Consider the following 16,149-nt stretch of genomic DNA (forward strand, 5'->3'; position numbering starts at 1 on the left):
AGTACTCATGGGGGCTGATCCGCAGTACCGCGCCGAAGTATGGGACGCTTGGCCCAGTTCATGACCGTCAATCGGACCCTGATGGAGGGCACCATGGGAATCGTCGTTGCGATCGACGGACCAAGCGGATCGGGCAAGTCCACCGTCTCGCGGCGCGTCGCCGCCGAGCTGGGACTGGCCTACCTGGACACCGGTGCCATGTACCGGGCCGCCGCCTGGTGGTGCGAGCACGAGGGGATCGACCTGGACGACGGGGCCGCCGTCGCCGAGGCCGTCGCCGCAATGCCCCTGCACATGGGCCTGGATCCCGAGCACCCCACCTTCACCGTGGACGGCACAGACGTATCGACTGCGATCCGTGACCCGCACATCGCCACCGTCGTCTCGAAGGTCGCCACCAACCTCGAGGTGCGCGCCGAGCTGGCGCGCCGCCAGCGCGAGATCATCCGCTTCGAGGCGACCGGGCACACCGGGTCCTTCTCCGGCGGTGCCGGCATCGTGGCCGAGGGACGTGACATCACCACCGTCATCGCGCCCGACGCCGACGCCCGCCTGCTGGTGACCGCTTCCGAGGAGGCCCGCCTGGCGCGCCGCGCCGGGGACTTGGAGGCCGCCGGCAAGCAGGTCGACGCCGCCGCCCTGCGCGACCAGGTGGTGCGCCGAGACCGCGACGACGCCACGGTCTCCCAGTTCCTCACCGCACCCGAGGGCGTCACCCTGGTGGACACCTCGGAGCTGAGCCTGGAGCAGTCCGTCGAGCGGGTCCTGGACCTCATCGAAGAGGCCGCCGACGCCGCCGCCCAGCGGGACGCCGAGGAGGACCTGCGGGCCCAGGCCATGCGCGCGGGCCTGGCCGACTACGAGCTCGATGAGGAGGACCTCGCCCTCCTGGAGGCCGACGGAGGCCTGCCCACCGGCGACAGCATCGAGCCCGGGCTGCCGGTCCTGGCCGTCGTCGGCCGGCCCAACGTGGGCAAGTCGACTCTGGTCAACCGGGTCCTGGGCCGCCGCGAGGCCGTCGTCCAAGACACCCCCGGCGTCACCCGCGACCGGGTCTCCTACCCCGCGGAGTGGGCCGGGCGCCGCTTCACCATCGTCGACACCGGAGGCTGGGAGGTGGACGTGGCCGGTCTCGACGCCGCCGTGGCCACGCAGGCCGAGGTCGCCGTCGAGATGGCTGACGCCGTCCTGCTGGTCGTCGACGCCCAGGTCGGCATCACCGAGACCGATGCCCGCGTGGTACGGATGCTGCGCCGCAGCGGCAAGCCGGTGGTCCTGGCTGCCAACAAGGTCGACTCCCCGGCCCAGGAGGGGGACGCCGCCACCCTGTGGAACCTGGGGCTGGGCGAGCCCTTCCCGGTCTCGGCCCTGCACGGCCGGGGCAGTGGTGAGGTCCTCGACGCCGTCATGGAGGTCCTCCCGGAGGTGTCCTCCGTGGCGACCGCCGCGCCCGAGGGGGACCTGCACCGGGTCGCCCTCGTGGGGCGGCCCAATGTCGGCAAGTCCTCTCTGTTGAACTCCATCGCGGGCAGGGAACGCGTCGTCGTCAACGAGACCGCCGGCACCACCCGGGACCCGGTCGACGAGATCATTGAGCTTGACGGGCGCCAGTGGGTCTTCGTCGATACCGCCGGGATCCGCCGGCGCGTCAAGCAGTCGCGGGGCGCTGACTACTACGCGGTCCTGCGTACGCAGGGCGCCATCGACAAGGCCGAGGTCGCCGTCGTCCTCCTGGACGCCTCCGAGCCGATCAGCGAGCAGGACGTGCGCGTCGTCCAGCAGGTCGTCGATGCAGGCCGCGCCCTGGTCCTGGTCAACAACAAGTGGGACCTGGTGGACGAGGAGCGTCAGAAGATGCTGCTGTGGGAGGTCGAGCACGACCTGGCCCACGTCTCCTGGGCCCCCCACATCAACTTGGCCGCCCGGACCGGCTGGCACACCAACCGGCTCGTACGCGCCCTCGACGCCGCCCTGGAGGGCTGGACCACGCGCGTCCCCACGGGCCGGCTCAACGGCTTCCTGGGCCAGCTGCAGTCGGCCACCCCGCACCCGGTGCGCGGCGGCAAGCAGCCCCGTATCCTCTTCGCCACCCAGGTCCAGGTGGCCCCGCCCCGGATCGTCATCTTCACCACCGGCTTCCTCGACGCCGGCTACCGGCGCTTCATCGAGCGCCGCCTGCGTGAGGAGTTCGGCTTCACCGGCACCCCCATCCAGATCGGAGTGCGCGTGCGCGAGAAGCGCCAGCGGCGCTGAGGCGTCTTTTCGAGCGACAACGGAGTGACCAGTGCCTAACCACGTACCGAGTACGTGAGGAGAATCGTGACTGCACAGAGACCCGCCGAGCGTCAAGGGATCGGATCGCTGCTGCCACACCGGTCTGTGGACCCGGTGATGCTCTTCTTCGACCTGGTTTACGTCTTCCTCATCACCGAGCTCAATGGTGTCATCCGGGAGGAATCCGGGTGGAGAGGGCTGGCACACGCCGGAGTCCTGCTGGTCCTCATCTACTGGCAGTGGCTGCTGGTGACAATCCAGTCCAGCCTGCGCGACGCGTCGACGAATCGCCACCGCCTCACCATCATGACCCTCATGGTGATCGTCATGGTCAGCGCGGTCGTCGTGCCTCGCGCCTTCGAGGAACGGGCGCTGATATTCGCGACGTCGTGCTGGCTCTCGCGCCTGGTCATCACCTTCCACCTGGCGCGCCACGAGAACTCCAACGCCTTCCGCATGGACCTGGTCTCCAGCCTCATCCAGGGGCCCCTTCTGCTCGGCGGAGCCATCATGGGCGGCAACGGCCAACTGGCACTGTGGGCCCTGGCGGCGCTGTGGGAGATCACCGGCCCCCTGCGGCACAGCCGGGCCATGAGCACCCAGCGCTACGACGTCGGCAACGTCGTGGAGCGCTTCAGCCTCCTCATCATTGTGGCTCTTGGCGAGACCATCGTGTCGATCGCGACTCCTCAGACTGAGCTCGAGCATCTGACCTGGGCCGACCTGGGCGGTCTCGTCGCCGCCTTCATCATCGTGGGCGGGCTGTGGTGGGCCTACTTCCATCACAGCCTTGGTCTCATGGAGCACTACATCAACCGGGCACGCGTTCCCTTCCGTGCCGTGCGCAGCCTCCTCGCCTACGGTCATCTCGCACTGGTGGCCGGGCTGATCGCCCTGGCCGCAGGCCTCCACCACGTGATGGAGGAGCCACGTGACCACGTCCCGATGGAGACATCGGCGCTCCTGTGCAGCGGCGTCATCGTCTTCCTCGCCATGTTCGCCGTCATCAGACTGCGCAACGCACATAGGATCTATCGATCCCGTATCGTGGCCTGTGCTCTGTGCCTCGCTCTCATCCCTGCAGGCCCTCACATGAGTGGGATGCTCCTGGTCAGTCTCCTTGCCCTCGTCACCGTGGCAGAGTGCCTCTGGGAGACACTGGCTCCGGCCGCTGCGGGCGTTCCCGATCTCGATGAACTCGCTGAGCGTGCGGCCCAGGCCTAGCACCGGCCGTTCCACTCCTGTCCGCACGCCTGTTCCTTGGCCCACGCGTCAACACGCGCTGCTCTCCTCCTCGGACGGGTCCTCGCCCCGGGGCATGACCGCCCATCGCACGCCGACGGGAACGCTGATGGAGACGAACCGGTTCCGGGAAACGAAGGCGACAATCGGTTCCAGAAGAGCCGCGCCGGACAGTGGCGCGCGGCCGCAACACCCATAGACTGTAGCCATGCTGAATCCGGTTGATCCCACCACCACGCCCGCCTGGAAGCGCCTCACCGAGCTCCACGACACCATGACCCCAGACCTGCGCGCCTGGTTCGCCGACGACCCCGAGCGCGCCAAGCGTTTCTCCTACGAGCTGGGAGACCTCTACGTCGACCTGTCCAAGAACCTGCTGACCGACGACGTCCGCGACGCCCTGGTCGAGCTCGCCGAGCAGGTAGACGTCCCGGGCCGCCGCGACGCCATGTACGCCGGCGAGCACATCAACATCACCGAGGACCGGGCCGTCCTCCACACGGCTCTGCGCCGCCCGGCCACCGACTCCCTGACCGTGGACGGTCAGGACGTCGTCGCCGACGTCCACGAGGTCCTGGAGAAGATCTACGCCTTCGCCCGTCGCGTGCGCTCGGGGGAGTGGACCGGCATCACCGGCAAGCCCATCAAGACAGTGGTCAACATCGGCATCGGAGGCTCCGACCTCGGCCCCGTCATGGTCTACGAGGCCCTCAAGCCCTATGTGCAGAAGGGCCTTGAGTGCCGCTTCATCTCCAACATCGACCCCACCGATTGCGCCGAGAAGGTCGCGGACCTCGACCCGGAGACGACCCTGTTCATCATCGCCTCCAAGACCTTCACCACCCTGGAGACCCTCACCAACGCCCGCATGGCCCGTGACTGGTTCCTGGCCGCCCTCCAGGCCAAGGGCATTGAGACCGACGGCGCCATCGCCAGGCACTTCGTGGCCGTGTCCACCGCCCTGGACAAGGTCGCCGAGTTCGGCATCGACCCGGCCAACGCCTTCGGGTTCTGGAACTGGGTGGGTGGACGCTACTCGGTGGACTCCGCCGTCGGTACGATCCTGGCCGTGGCCATCGGCCCGGAGAACTTCGCCGACTTCCTCTCCGGCTTCCACACCGTTGACGAGCACTTCGCCACCAAGGCTCCGGCTGAGAACGTCCCCATGCTCATGGGCCTGCTCAACGTCTGGTACGTCAATTTCTTCAAGGCCGGATCCCACGCCATCCTGCCCTACGCCCAGTACCTGCACCGTTTCCCCGCCTACCTCCAGCAGCTCACCATGGAGTCCAACGGCAAGTCCGTGCGCTGGGACGGCAGCCCCGTGACCACGGAGACCGGTGAGGTCTTCTGGGGCGAGCCGGGCACCAACGGCCAGCACGCCTTCTACCAGCTCATCCACCAGGGCACCCAGCTCATCCCCGCGGACTTCATCGCCGTGGCCAATCCCGCTCACCCCACCAAGGACGGAGGAGTGGACGTCCACGAGCTGTTCCTGTCCAACTACCTGGCACAGACCGCGGCGCTCGCCTTCGGCAAGACCGCCGACGAGGTGCGTGCCGAAGGCACCGCCGAGGAGATCGTCCCGGCCCGCGTCTTCGCCGGCAACAAGCCGACCACCTCGATCCTCGCCCCGGCGCTGACGCCCGCGGTCGTCGGAGAGCTCATCGCCCTCTACGAGCACATCACCTTCACCCAGGGCATCGTGTGGGGTATCGACTCCTTCGACCAGTGGGGGGTCGAACTGGGCAAGAAGCTGGCCCTTGAGATCGCCCCCGCCGTCCAGGGTGACGAGGAGGCCCTCGCAGGGCAGGACGCCTCCACCCGCGGCCTCATCACCCGCTACCGCAGTCTGCGTCACTAGCCCGACCAGACCAGCCGGATGCTCTGTTGTGTCAGCGACTGATAACCCGTTGAGGAGGACGTGATGAAGGAAGTGGGCGTCGATGAGCTGCGTCGCCGGCTCGAGGCCGGGGAGGACCTGGTTGTCCTTGACGTGCGTGAGCCCGACGAGGTCGAGCGCGCGGCGATCCCCGGCTCGGTCAACATCCCGCTGGGTGAGGTGGTCCACCGGATGGGAGAGCTCGATGCGGCCCGCCCCACCGCGGTCATCTGCGCCGGCGGAGTGCGTTCCGTCAAGGCGGTCAAGGCTCTGACTGCTGCCGGCTACACCGGTGAGCTGGTCAACGTCAGCGGCGGCATGAAGGCGTGGCTGGGCCAGTAAACCGGCGGGCGACTTCTCGGGACGGCCTCGGACTGACCGGTTCGGGGCCGTCCCGCGTGCCTCAGCCCTGCCTTTGTGAGCGCCTGAGCAGCTCCTCGACTGTACGCAGGACGCCGTCCTCGGTGTTGGCGGGTGCCGTGTACGCCGCTGCGGCATGGATGCCGGGGTGGGCGTTGCGCATGGCGAAGCCCAGGTCCGCGTGGTTGTAGAGATCCAGGTCGTTGAGGTAGTCCCCGAAGACGGCAGTCTGCTCCGGGAGGACCCCGAGCCTGGCCTGAAGCGCCGCCAAGGCCCGCCCCTTCGAGACCCGAGCCGACATCATGTCCGTCCAGTGCAGCCCGGAGACAACGGTCTGCACGTGGGGAACCGCCGCGGTCAGCGCCTGGGAGCTTCCGTTCTCAACATCGTCGAAGTCGAAGACCGCGACCTTGAGCGCCTCATCCAGAGGAATGGCAGTGAGGTCCTCGACGATCTCCAGTGCCTCGTAGTACAACTTGGCCTGTTCCAGGAAGGCCGCATCGGAGCGCTCGATATAGGCGCAGTACTTGCAGGCAACAACCGCGCCGACGTCGTACCCGGAGGTGACCAGGTGACGGGTCGTGACAATGGCGGCCTCGGCGGCCTGGGCGCTGATGGTGTCGGAATGGACCTCCTCACCTGCGTGGACGACGAAGGAACCGTTCTCAGCGATCAGTGGTGAGTCCTCAACGGCGGGGCCCAGGACCGCACGCAGGTTGGCCAGCTGCCTGCCCGAGGCGGGGGCGAAGACGATGCCGGCGTCTCGCATCTCCGCCACCGCATCCATCAACCCGGCGGGAACGCACCCTTGGCCATCAAGGAGAGTTCCATCCATATCGGTGACAACAAGACGGAGATCGATCTGCGCCGGCAACGCTGCGAGGAGCTCGGGCTCCAGGGGAAGATGCTTCACGGCGTTATCCTCTCAAGGATGACACCTCCACGTCACCACGGCGCGAGGAGCACGAAGACGGGCGCCTGCTGGTCCACACCGATCAGTGGGACAAGCAGGCGCCCGTCAGAGGAACGGCTCGCGCTCTGAGAGCCTTTCAGCTCAGTCAGCTGGCCTGACGGCGACGCATGACGAGGACAGCGCCGGAGCCGAGCAGGCCGGCGGCGACGACGGCGACGGCGATGCTCGGACCGGTGGTGGCCAGCGCGGGCTTCGTCGGGGTGGTGCGAGGAGCCGTAACGACAGGAGTTGCGGACGGCTTGGCCGGGGTGCCGGTCTCAGTGGTCACCGTGGTGGCCGGAGCGGACGGCGTCGGCGTGGCCGCAGGGGTGGTGGTCTCCGCGGTCGGGGTAGCAACCGGAGCCGGAGGAGTCGTCGAGGTGGACGGCGTCGACGGAGTGGTCTCCGGGGTCGGCGTCGGGGAGGGGACGGTGCTGCCCGTCGGCGGGGTGTTGGTCGTCGACGGCGGGGTGTTGCTCTTCGTCGTCGTGGTTGACGGGGTCAGCGTCGAGTTGCTGACGTTGTAGGCGGCGAAGTTCTGGGTGGCGTACCACTTGCCGTCCGAGTTCTGGGCGAATCCGATGCCGATGGAGTTGACGTCCGGGTCAGTCATGTTCTTGTAGTGGCCGGGGGAGTTGAGCCACTGGTCGAAGATCAGCGCGCCGGTGTCGCCACCCGCGGTACGCCAGGCCACGTTCTCAGAGCCGGTGGTCCAGCCACTAGGGTAGGCCGACGTGAAGTCGGGGCGGTGCCTCATGCTGTTGGCGGTGGCCTGCTGCTCGGACCAGTCCTGTGCGACGGCGTCGAGCTCCTGGTACCGGGTCACGGGCTGAAGGCCCTTGCTGCTGCGCAGCTCGTTGACCTTGTTCAGGACGGTGTCGGCGTACTGGGCCCCCTCCGAGGTCACCTGGGCGGGAATCGCAGCGGCGGCTGCCGGTGCACCCTCAGGGGCGGCCGGAGCGGCCAGTGCGGCCGAGGAGGCGGTCAGCGGCACGACGGTGAGCGCAGCTGCGGCGATGACGCGCTTGATGTTCATGTGTCGTTCTCTCTGATCGGGAATATGAGAACACAGTCTGATCTGCACAACCGGCTATGAGCCGATGTGCGGGATGCTGTGAGACACCCTTGATGTCGGTGTTCACTCAACCACAGTCGCGCCGGCCATGCATGTTATTCGGTTGTGACTTTCCTGACCGAATTCGTCACATGACCGAATCGCGTGGCGGACCGTGAGGGGTAGTCCTTTCGTCTTGAGACACTGATGAAAGGTGGGTGCGGGTGTTGGGGTCGCCGGGGAAGCGGCGTCGTCGCAGCGTTTACTGGATCGTGATTAAGTGTCGCTGGATTGCCGTAGAGGTTGGAAACTTAAATAAACTCAATGGTTGTTATGTGGGATGCAAATGTGACTAGTGTTGATGAGGGTGGTATCAGAATAATGCGAGGATCTACCGCCGAGTTCTTTAAAAAGAAATCCGCACTCTGTGAAAGAGTGCGGATCCTCATACTGGTCGGGCTGGCGGGATTTGAACCCACGACCCCTTGACCCCCAGTCAAGTGCGCTACCAAACTGCGCCACAGCCCGTTGACTCGCGGCACCGGGCCGCTTGCAACGAGCAGAACCTTAACCCATGGAACGGCTCCTTCAGAAATCTGCTGGCGGTGAGGCCGCTCACCCCGAGATGTCAGGCGCGGTCGTCCTGATGGCGCCCGCCTCCCATGAGGGCGTCGAGCTGACGGCGTTCCTTCTTCGTGGGCCGTCCTGCCCCGCGATCTCGGATGATGGCGGCCGGCGCATCCAGAGGCGACGGGCGAGGGGGAGAGGAGTCGATGTACGCGGTGCGGGCGATAGGAGCACCCACCCGCTTGGTGAGGATCCGAGTGACGGTCAGCAGCCGGTCGAACCCGTCGACGCGGTAGCGGACCTCATCTCCCACCGAGACGTGCTGGGCGGGCTTGGCGGTCTCTCCGTTGATACGCACATGCCCCGCCTTGCAGGCGCTCGTCGCCGCCGAGCGGGACTTGATCTGTCGCACGCTCCACAGCCAGACGTCGATACGGGCCGATGCCGGGGCATCAGGGGCGCTGTTGCCACTGGGTGCGGAACGAGGGTGAACTGCCATGGTGGCATCCTAAGCAAGTGGCTCAGCGGCGAGGCATGGAACGGCTTCGGCGCCGTGAGGCTGCGCGCCCGCGGCGCTGCCCCCGAACCATGAGTCCCCATCCCAGAACCAGGGCGCCGACGGCCGCCAGCGCGGCGTACCCGGGACTGCGCCACATAACGGAGCCGACCTCCTTCGCGGTACGAGCGGCTCGTTCCGGGAGCGACGCGGTCCCGTTCCCACCGGCGAGGCAGCTGTTCAAGGCGGAGCGCAGCGCCTCCCTGTCGGCCTGGGGCAGGCCGAGCCGGTAGGCGGCTGCCACTGAGACGAATCGACGCGCGTAAGTGCAGCGGTAGGAGGTGTTCTCCGGCCACCAGCCCCCCGGACCGGTCGGTCGCCAGCTGCCGGTCTCGGTGGAACCAACGGGACAGCTCGCCGGGCCGCAGGCGCCCTTGGCCTGGTTGGCCTCGCCTTCAACAGCGACGAGATTCAGCGGGTCGTTGGCTGCCAGCAGTCGGGTGCGCTCATCCCACTGCCAGGCTCCGTGGGCGTAGAGGTAGTTCAGCGGTACCACATGGTCGATCTGGACGGCTTCCGAGGTCCCCTGACCACGCGTGAAGGTGATCCTATTCCCGGTGTACGGATCCTGAAGGACACCCGCCCAGACGGTGGCGTCCGGGCACACACCCGCACCCTGGCCACGTCCCTCCTCACGGGACTGAACGCCGTCGGCACGCGAGAAGTCGGCGTCCGTCAGGTCCCGGGCCAGGATCTCGTTACGAGTGTCACAACCGTCGCCGTCGACGTCGGTCCACGCCTCACCGAACCAGCCGGTGCGGGAACCTCCCTCCGCCCAGGAGTGGGCGGCCGGAGCGTCCTCGGGCAGCTCCGAAAGCGCCTCGAGAGAGGCCTTCGGGGACAGGATGAAGTCTCCTCTCCGGTCCCAGGGTGCCTCGTGGAGAGCGGTGAGCTCAGTGGCCGCGGAGTTCTGGGCGGGCACCGGCGAGGCGTCATCGGCATGGACGGGAAGGGCGGCTGCCATCCCCGACGCACTGAGTGCACCGAGCACCGTGAGGCGCGCCAGAAGCCAGCCGGTAGCGTTCATAGGGCTACGGTAGCCTGACCCGCCGACACGAAAATCGTGGGCTCGTCGCCCGCAGCGCGCCAGCAGGGCGACCGGATCGGACTCAAGCAGGCATCAGAGCGTTGGCCGGCTCATCCAGGTACCAGGTGGTCTGATCCCCCCGGCAGCACGAGGCCGGTGCCTTGAGCACATCGGGGGCTCCTAGACCCAGGCGTACCGCCTCGGCCTTGCCTCCGCCGCCGGCCACCACCATGACCCGGCCGGCATGCTGCAGGGCCTCGAAGGTCAAGGAGTAGCGCTCGGGAGGGGGCTTGGGCGAGTTGCGCACGGCCACGGCGGGCACTCCTACCGCGAGTGCGGCCGGGTGCCCGGGGAAGAGGGAGCAGATGTGTGCGTCAGGTCCCAGCCCTACGTGGACCACATCGAAACCGCCGTGGGTCAGACCTGCCGACTTAAGCTCGTGGACCATACGCGCGGTCGCCTCATCCAGACCGCTGACCTCGTTCGGAGCGGCCAGCCGGTGCGTCTGAGACTCCCTGATGCCTGCGGCGATGAGCGGCGCAGCCAGCAGATCGTTGCGCTGCGGGTCCCCGGCGGGCACGAAGCGCTCGTCACCGAACCACAGGTGGATGGCGCGACGCACCGGTTCGGGCTGAGCGGCGATGAGCGGCGCGAGGGCTTCAGCCAGCGCCATCCCCCCGGAACCGCCTGTCAGCGCCAAGTGGGCGACTCCCCGGTCCGTCACCACCGTGGACAGGATCCGCATGGTGTCCTGGCAGGCCCTGAGCGCGGCGTCGTTCAGTGTGGGAACCACGGTGACGTCCGGCGCAGCAGCCGCAGAGGCGGCCGCCTGGATCTCGGCGATCGACTGGGCGTCGGGCGTGCAGTCAGCCATTGAGGGGCTCCTCGAGCAGTGAGGCCAGGACCTCTTGGTAGACGAGGTCGGGGGTGAGTCGGCGCAGCTCCTCGTCGAGGGTGCTGATCGGCTCGCGTCGGGCCATCGTGACCACCTGAGGCTCGGGGGAGCCGGGGCGCGTGATCGTGACCCGCTCCAGGTCGTGGCGGGCGATGATGATCTCGCCGTCGTCGGTTCTGGCGGTGATGGAGGAGATGCCCTTGAAACCCTCTTCATCGACTCGCGTGACCGGCACATCCAGCCGCAGCCGCAGCCAGGTGATCATGAGGCAGAGCGAGGAGTTCCTTGGTTCGCCGGCCACCACCACCTCCCGCAGCCCGCCCGCGCGCAGCAGCGGATCCAGAGTAGAGGCCACCATGGCGCGCCACAGGGTGATGCGGGTCCAGGCCAGATCGATGTCGCCGCGCACGCTCACCGGTGCCAGCTTCCGCAGCGCCCTGGCCGGGAAGTCCTGTGCGGGGGTGTTGGTGATGCGAGTCGAGCCCAGGCGGCCCAAGGGGTCCTGCGAGGGGATCTCAGGGACGGTCGTTGGCCACCACACGACCACCGGGGCGTCGGGCAGGAGGAAGGGCACCACCAGCGTGTCGGTGTGCAGAGCCGCCTCGTCCCAGGGCCTCAGGACCAGCGTCTCGCCGGCGCCGGCGTCGTGACCGACTCGGATCTCGGCGTCCAGGTGTCCACCGGCCTGAGCTGAGACGTGTCCGTCACGACTGCGCGGAGTCACGCGGCCGATGTCCTCCTCAGGCGGCTTGACGACGGCGATGATTCGGCTGGGATGATCCCGGCTGGCACCGTGCGCGGCGCACAGCGCATCCTCCAGGCCCTTCTCGTCGGTGGAGATCACGAGCGTCAGCACCCGGGAGGAGCCGGAGGCCCCCTCGTGCTCCACCAGCCGGGAGACGATCCGGGAGGTGGTCGTCGCGGTCAGTGTGGTAATCATGAGCGCCTCCAGGTGCGGCCGTCGCGGGCAAGGAGTTCGTGGGCACTGGCCGGCCCCCAGGAGCCGGGGCGATAGCCCTCGGGGCTCCCGCCGGCGCTCCAGTGCTCGATGACAGGATCCAGGATGCGCCAGGACAGGTCGACCTCGCGCTGGTGGGGGAAGAGCGGGGCGTCACCCAGAAGCGCATCGAGGATGAGGCGCTCGTAGGCCTCCGGGGACTCCTCGTTGAAGGTGGCTCCGTAGCCGAAGTCCATGGAGACGTCGCGCAGCTCCATCTGGGTTCCGGGTACCTTGGAGGCCAGCCGCAGCGTGATGCCCTCATCGGGCTGGATCCGCAGCACGATGGTGTTGGCTCCCACGGCCGTGGTGGCCGCTGACTCGAAGGGCAGGAACGGCGGCTGCTTGAAGACGACGGCGACCTCAGTGACCCGGCGAGTCAGGCGCTTGCCGGCGCGCAGGTAGAACGGCACGCCGGCCCAGCGGCGGTTGGCGATCTCCAGACGCAGGGCGGCAAAGGTCTCGGTTCGGGAGTCGGTGGCGACGCCGTCCTCCTCCAGGTAGCCCCGCACCGGCAGCCCTCCCTGGAAGCCGGCGTCGTAACGGCCCCGGGCTGTGGTGAGGTCCAGGTCCAGCACCCCGTTGCGCTCTAGGTTCACGCAGTTGAGCACCTTCTCCTTCTCCAGGCGCACCGCGGCCGCCTCCATGCTGGTGGGCTCCTCCATCGCGGTCAGCGCCAGGAGCTGGAGCAGGTGGTTCTGGATGACGTCGCGAGCCGAGCCGATGGTGTCGTAGTAGCCGGCCCGGGTGCCGATACCGATGTCCTCGGCCATGGTGATCTGGACATGGTCGACGTAGCGCTGGTTCCACAGCGGCTCGAACATCGTGTTGGCGAACCGCAGCGCCAGGATGTTCTGCACCGTCTCCTTACCCAGGTAGTGGTCGACCCGGAAGACGTCGTCGGGACGCACGATGCGTCCCACGAGGTCATCGAGCTCTCGGGCGCTGGAGCGGTTGTGCCCGAAGGGCTTCTCGATGACGACGCGCCGCCAGGCGTCAGCCGACTCCTCCACGAGCCCGGAGCGGGCGATCCGCTCAGTCACGGCCGGGAACCATCCCGGGGGGATCGACAGGTAGAAGGCGCGGTTGCCGCGTGTGCCCCGGGTGGCATCCAGGTCATCCACCACGGCCGTGAGCCGGTCGTAGGCGGCGTCATCCTCGAAGGAGGCGAACTCCACGAAGCGCATCCCCGCTGCCAGCTGCTCCCAGATGGCGGGACGCCAGGGGGTGCGGGCACCCGCCCGAGCCGATTCCTCCACGTAGGCGCGCAGGTCGTCGTCGGACCAGGAGCGCCGGCCGACCCCCACCAGGGAGAAGCTGGGGGAGAGCAGGCCGCGGTTGGCCAGGTCGTAGATTGCGGGCAGGAGCTTGTGGCGGGCCAGATCACCAGTGATGCCGAACATCACCAGGACGCAGGGGTCCGCGATACGCGGAAGGCGAAGGTCACGGGCGTCGAGAAGCGGGTTGACCGCCCGCGCGGGTCTCGACGACGGAAACGGAGTCGCAGAGTCGGAGCTGGACACGTCGGCCTTTCTGAGATTCGACGAACGGCGGACCAGGCGCCACCAACGGGTCGTCGGTGCGCAGCGGCACTCTGAGCGGAGGCCCGGCCAGGGCCACTGCAGGGCCACTGCACCGCCCCGAGGAACTTGTGCTCGCCGCACACGTCACTGTAGCGCCCCCGGAGGCGTCTCACCCGGAAGGGACAGGCCTGCCGTGAGCCGTTACACGCCGTTGCGGACACGTCTGAACCACGGACGCTCCTCGTGCGCGAGGACTGGACGCGGTAGGGTCCTGGCAGAGCGCAACCAGTATCGTCCACCACCAAGGCTTGGAATCGCAGCGCCGTCATCAGGGCTGCGGCACAGGAAAGGACTTCCATGAGCAGCTTCACCCCCGCACCGGCCACAGCCGATCTCGGTGTCTTCGGGCTGGGGGTGATGGGGGCGAACCTGGCCCGCAACCTGGCTCGTCACGGTCACGCGGTCGCCGTCTTCAACCGCACGCTGGCCCGTACCGAGAGGCTCATCGAACGATACGGCTCCGAGGGCGACTTCGTGCCCGCGGCCGACCTGAAGGACTTCGTGGCCTCGCTGCGCACGCCGCGTGTGGCCATCATCATGGTCCAGGCCGGAGCGGCCACGGAGGCGGTGATCGAGGAGCTCGCTGCCCTCATGGAGCCCGGTGACATCATCGTCGACGCCGGCAACACGCTCTACACCGACACCCGGCGCCGTGAGGTCTCCCTGCGTGAGCGCGGCCTGCACTTCGTGGGCATGGGGGTCTCCGGCGGCGAGGAGGGGGCGCTCAACGGCCCCTCGATCATGCCTGGCGGCACTGCCGAGTCCTATGACCGCCTGGGGCCGATGCTGGAGTCCATCTCGGCCCACGTCTACGGTACGCCGTGCTGCACCCACGTCGGTCCCGACGGCGCCGGCCACTTCGTCAAGATGGTCCACAACGGCATTGAGTACGCCGACATGCAGCTCATCGCCGAGGCCTACGACCTGCTGCGCCACGTCGGCGGGTTCACCGTGGAGGAGATCGCCGAGGTCTTCCGCTCCTGGAAGGACTCCGAGCTCGACTCCTACCTCATCGACATCACCACCGAGGTCCTGTCCCACACCGACGCGGCCACCGGAGAGGCCTTCGTCGACGTCGTCGTCGACGCGGCCGGCCAGAAGGGCACCGGCGTGTGGACCACCCAGACGGCCCTCGAGCTGGGAGTGGCTGTGCCCGCCATCGCCGAGGCCACCTTCGCGCGCGCGGTCTCCTCCTCCAGCGCGGCGCGGGCCGCGGTCCAGGCCGCCGACATCGCTGCAGGAACCACGCAGACGGCACTGACCGACCCCGAGGAGCGACGCGCCTTCGTCGACGCCGTCAAGCAGGCCCTCTACGGTTCCAAGATCGCCGCCTACGCCCAGGGTTTCGACGAGATCGCCACCGCCTCCAAGCAGTTCGACTGGAACATCGACCTGGGTGCCATGGCCCGCATCTGGCGAGGCGGCTGCATCATCCGCGCCCGCTTCCTGGACGACATCACCCGCGCCTACGACGAGAACCCGGCTCTGGCCAGTCTGCTCACGGCGCCGGTCTTCGCCTCCTCCCTGGCGAAGGTCCTGCCCGCCTGGCGCCAGGTCGTGGCCACCTCCGCCACCACCGGTGTCCCCGCCCCTGCCTTCGCCTCCTCCCTGGCCTACGTCGACCAGCTGCGCTCACGGCGTCTGCCGGCCGCCCTCATCCAGGGGCAGCGAGATTTCTTCGGCTCGCACACCTACCACCGCACCGACGACGTCGAGGGCGTCTACCACACCCTGTGGGCCACGCCCGAGCGCACCGAGGAGAAGTGGGACTGAGACCCCCGATGAGGCCTCGCACCCGTCTCGTGGAGGCCTCAGTCGCGACCACATAGCGCTAGATTCTGGCGCATGACGACCACCGCGCCCGCCCGCTCAGACAGCCCCACGAACCTGCGTCACGAGGAGGCCTCCTGGCGATCCTCCGTGTGCCAGGTGCCCTCCACCCACGTGGCCGTCGACATCACCGGGGCCGCCGCCCGTCACGAGCCCGCCTTCAGCGTGCGTTGCCTGATGCGCCTGGACATCAGGCAACGCGTCGAAGGCCTCTGGGTGGATTTCGTGGGGCAGGCGGTCGACTCCCTCAGCATCGACGGACAACCCGTCCCGGTGAGCTGGGACGGGGCCCGTATCGAGCTGCCCGTTCTCGACCCGGGCGAGCACACGGTGGAGATCACGGCGCGCGGCCTCTACTCCAACTCGGGCCAGGGGCTGCACCGCTTCCACGACCCGGTCGACGGCGCCACCTACCTCTACACCCATTTCGAGCCCTCCGACGCGCGCCGGGCCTGGCCGATCATGGAGCAGCCGGACATCAAGACCCGCTTCTCGCTGGAGGTCACTCACCCACGCGGCTGGACGGTCATGTCCAACACCCGACCGCAAGCAGGCGGATCGAGCCGTCAGTCCCCGACCGGCACCGGCTCCGGCTGTGAGACGACATCCTTCGCCGCCTCCAGACCCCTGCCCAGCTACCTCACCGCACTGGCCGCAGGCCCCTGGCACCGAGTGACCGGGCAATGGACGTCCCCGAGCCGTCCGGGCCTGACGATCCCACTGTCCTGGTCCTGCCGCGCCAGCCTGGCCGAGCACCTCGATGCCGCCGAGCTCCTCGACCTGACCCGCGTCGGCCTGGACCTCTACGACCGTGCCTACGCCTACGGCTTCCCCTGGGACTCCTACGACAGCGTGCTCGTCCCGGAGTACAACCTCGGAGCCATGGAGAATCCGGGCTGCGTCACCTTCAACGAGGAGCTCTACCTCTTC

At 68.1% G+C, this 16,149-nt stretch carries 13 protein-coding genes and 1 tRNA gene; 6 read left to right on the top strand and 8 right to left on the bottom strand.

Going from position 1 to position 16,149, the window contains the following annotated elements; genetic code table 11:
• Positions 1-93 precede the first annotated feature (93 nt).
• The 4 genes from der (at position 94) to HMPREF2883_RS03240 (ending at position 5,740) form a co-directional block, all read left to right on the top strand.
• Positions 94-2,253 (top strand): bifunctional cytidylate kinase/GTPase Der, encoded by a 2,160-nt coding sequence (gene der, locus HMPREF2883_RS03225; protein ID WP_070658990.1) that lies wholly within the window; start codon positions 94-96, stop codon positions 2,251-2,253.
• A 66-nt stretch (positions 2,254-2,319) separates the two neighbouring features.
• Positions 2,320-3,498 carry a low temperature requirement protein A gene (locus HMPREF2883_RS03230; protein WP_256277307.1) on the top strand — a complete coding sequence of 393 codons (1,179 nt, stop codon included), beginning with the start codon at positions 2,320-2,322 and terminating at the stop codon, positions 3,496-3,498.
• A gap of 226 nt (positions 3,499-3,724) precedes the next feature.
• Positions 3,725-5,380: a glucose-6-phosphate isomerase gene (gene pgi, locus HMPREF2883_RS03235; RefSeq protein ID WP_070658951.1), complete on the top strand. Its 1,656-nt coding sequence runs from the start codon at positions 3,725-3,727 to the stop codon at positions 5,378-5,380.
• A 63-nt stretch (positions 5,381-5,443) separates the two neighbouring features.
• The gene (locus HMPREF2883_RS03240; protein ID WP_070658952.1) at positions 5,444-5,740 is read left to right on the top strand and encodes a rhodanese-like domain-containing protein; all 297 of its coding nucleotides are present in this window, start codon (positions 5,444-5,446) and stop codon (positions 5,738-5,740) included.
• A 61-nt stretch (positions 5,741-5,801) separates the two neighbouring features.
• Here the strand turns inward: HMPREF2883_RS03240 and HMPREF2883_RS03245 are convergent, their stop codons facing one another.
• From HMPREF2883_RS03245 to zwf, 8 genes are all read right to left on the bottom strand, one after another.
• Positions 5,802-6,671: an HAD family hydrolase gene (locus tag HMPREF2883_RS03245; protein WP_070658953.1), complete on the bottom strand. Its 870-nt coding sequence runs from the start codon at positions 6,669-6,671 to the stop codon at positions 5,802-5,804.
• Positions 6,672-6,816: 145 nt separating this feature from the next.
• Positions 6,817-7,746: a CAP domain-containing protein gene (locus HMPREF2883_RS03250; protein ID WP_070658954.1), complete on the bottom strand. Its 930-nt coding sequence runs from the start codon at positions 7,744-7,746 to the stop codon at positions 6,817-6,819.
• 469 nt (positions 7,747-8,215) lie between these two features.
• A tRNA-Pro gene (locus HMPREF2883_RS03255) sits at positions 8,216-8,292 on the bottom strand.
• Positions 8,293-8,392: 100 nt separating this feature from the next.
• The gene (locus HMPREF2883_RS03260; protein ID WP_070658955.1) at positions 8,393-8,830 is read right to left on the bottom strand and encodes an RNA-binding S4 domain-containing protein; all 438 of its coding nucleotides are present in this window, start codon (positions 8,828-8,830) and stop codon (positions 8,393-8,395) included.
• A gap of 22 nt (positions 8,831-8,852) precedes the next feature.
• Entirely contained in the window at positions 8,853-9,914 is a 1,062-nt protein-coding gene (locus HMPREF2883_RS03265) for an HNH endonuclease family protein (protein ID WP_070658956.1), read from the bottom strand.
• Between the two features lie 82 nt (positions 9,915-9,996).
• Positions 9,997-10,788, bottom strand: coding sequence for a 6-phosphogluconolactonase (gene pgl, locus HMPREF2883_RS03270; RefSeq protein ID WP_070658957.1), 792 nt, complete (start codon positions 10,786-10,788; stop codon positions 9,997-9,999).
• Positions 10,781-11,749: a glucose-6-phosphate dehydrogenase assembly protein OpcA gene (locus HMPREF2883_RS03275; protein WP_070658958.1), complete on the bottom strand. Its 969-nt coding sequence runs from the start codon at positions 11,747-11,749 to the stop codon at positions 10,781-10,783. Before HMPREF2883_RS03275 ends, pgl begins: the two co-directional genes overlap by 8 nt.
• Positions 11,746-13,329, bottom strand: coding sequence for a glucose-6-phosphate dehydrogenase (gene zwf / locus HMPREF2883_RS03280; RefSeq protein ID WP_070658959.1), 1,584 nt, complete (start codon positions 13,327-13,329; stop codon positions 11,746-11,748). The genes HMPREF2883_RS03275 and zwf overlap by 4 nt, the downstream gene beginning before the upstream one ends.
• Before the next feature lie 357 nt (positions 13,330-13,686).
• Here zwf and gndA point away from each other — a divergent pair, with 357 nt between their 5' ends.
• Positions 13,687-15,162 carry an NADP-dependent phosphogluconate dehydrogenase gene (gene gndA, locus HMPREF2883_RS03285; RefSeq protein WP_070658960.1) on the top strand — a complete coding sequence of 492 codons (1,476 nt, stop codon included), beginning with the start codon at positions 13,687-13,689 and terminating at the stop codon, positions 15,160-15,162.
• Between the two features lie 72 nt (positions 15,163-15,234).
• Positions 15,235-16,149, top strand: a 915-nt coding sequence (locus HMPREF2883_RS03290; RefSeq protein WP_305366969.1) for a M1 family aminopeptidase, incomplete at its 3' end; no start/stop codon positions are given.

The organism is Actinomyces sp. HMSC075C01, from assembly GCF_001812965.1.
In the GTDB taxonomy this organism is placed as follows: domain Bacteria; phylum Actinomycetota; class Actinomycetes; order Actinomycetales; family Actinomycetaceae; genus Actinomyces; species Actinomyces acetigenes.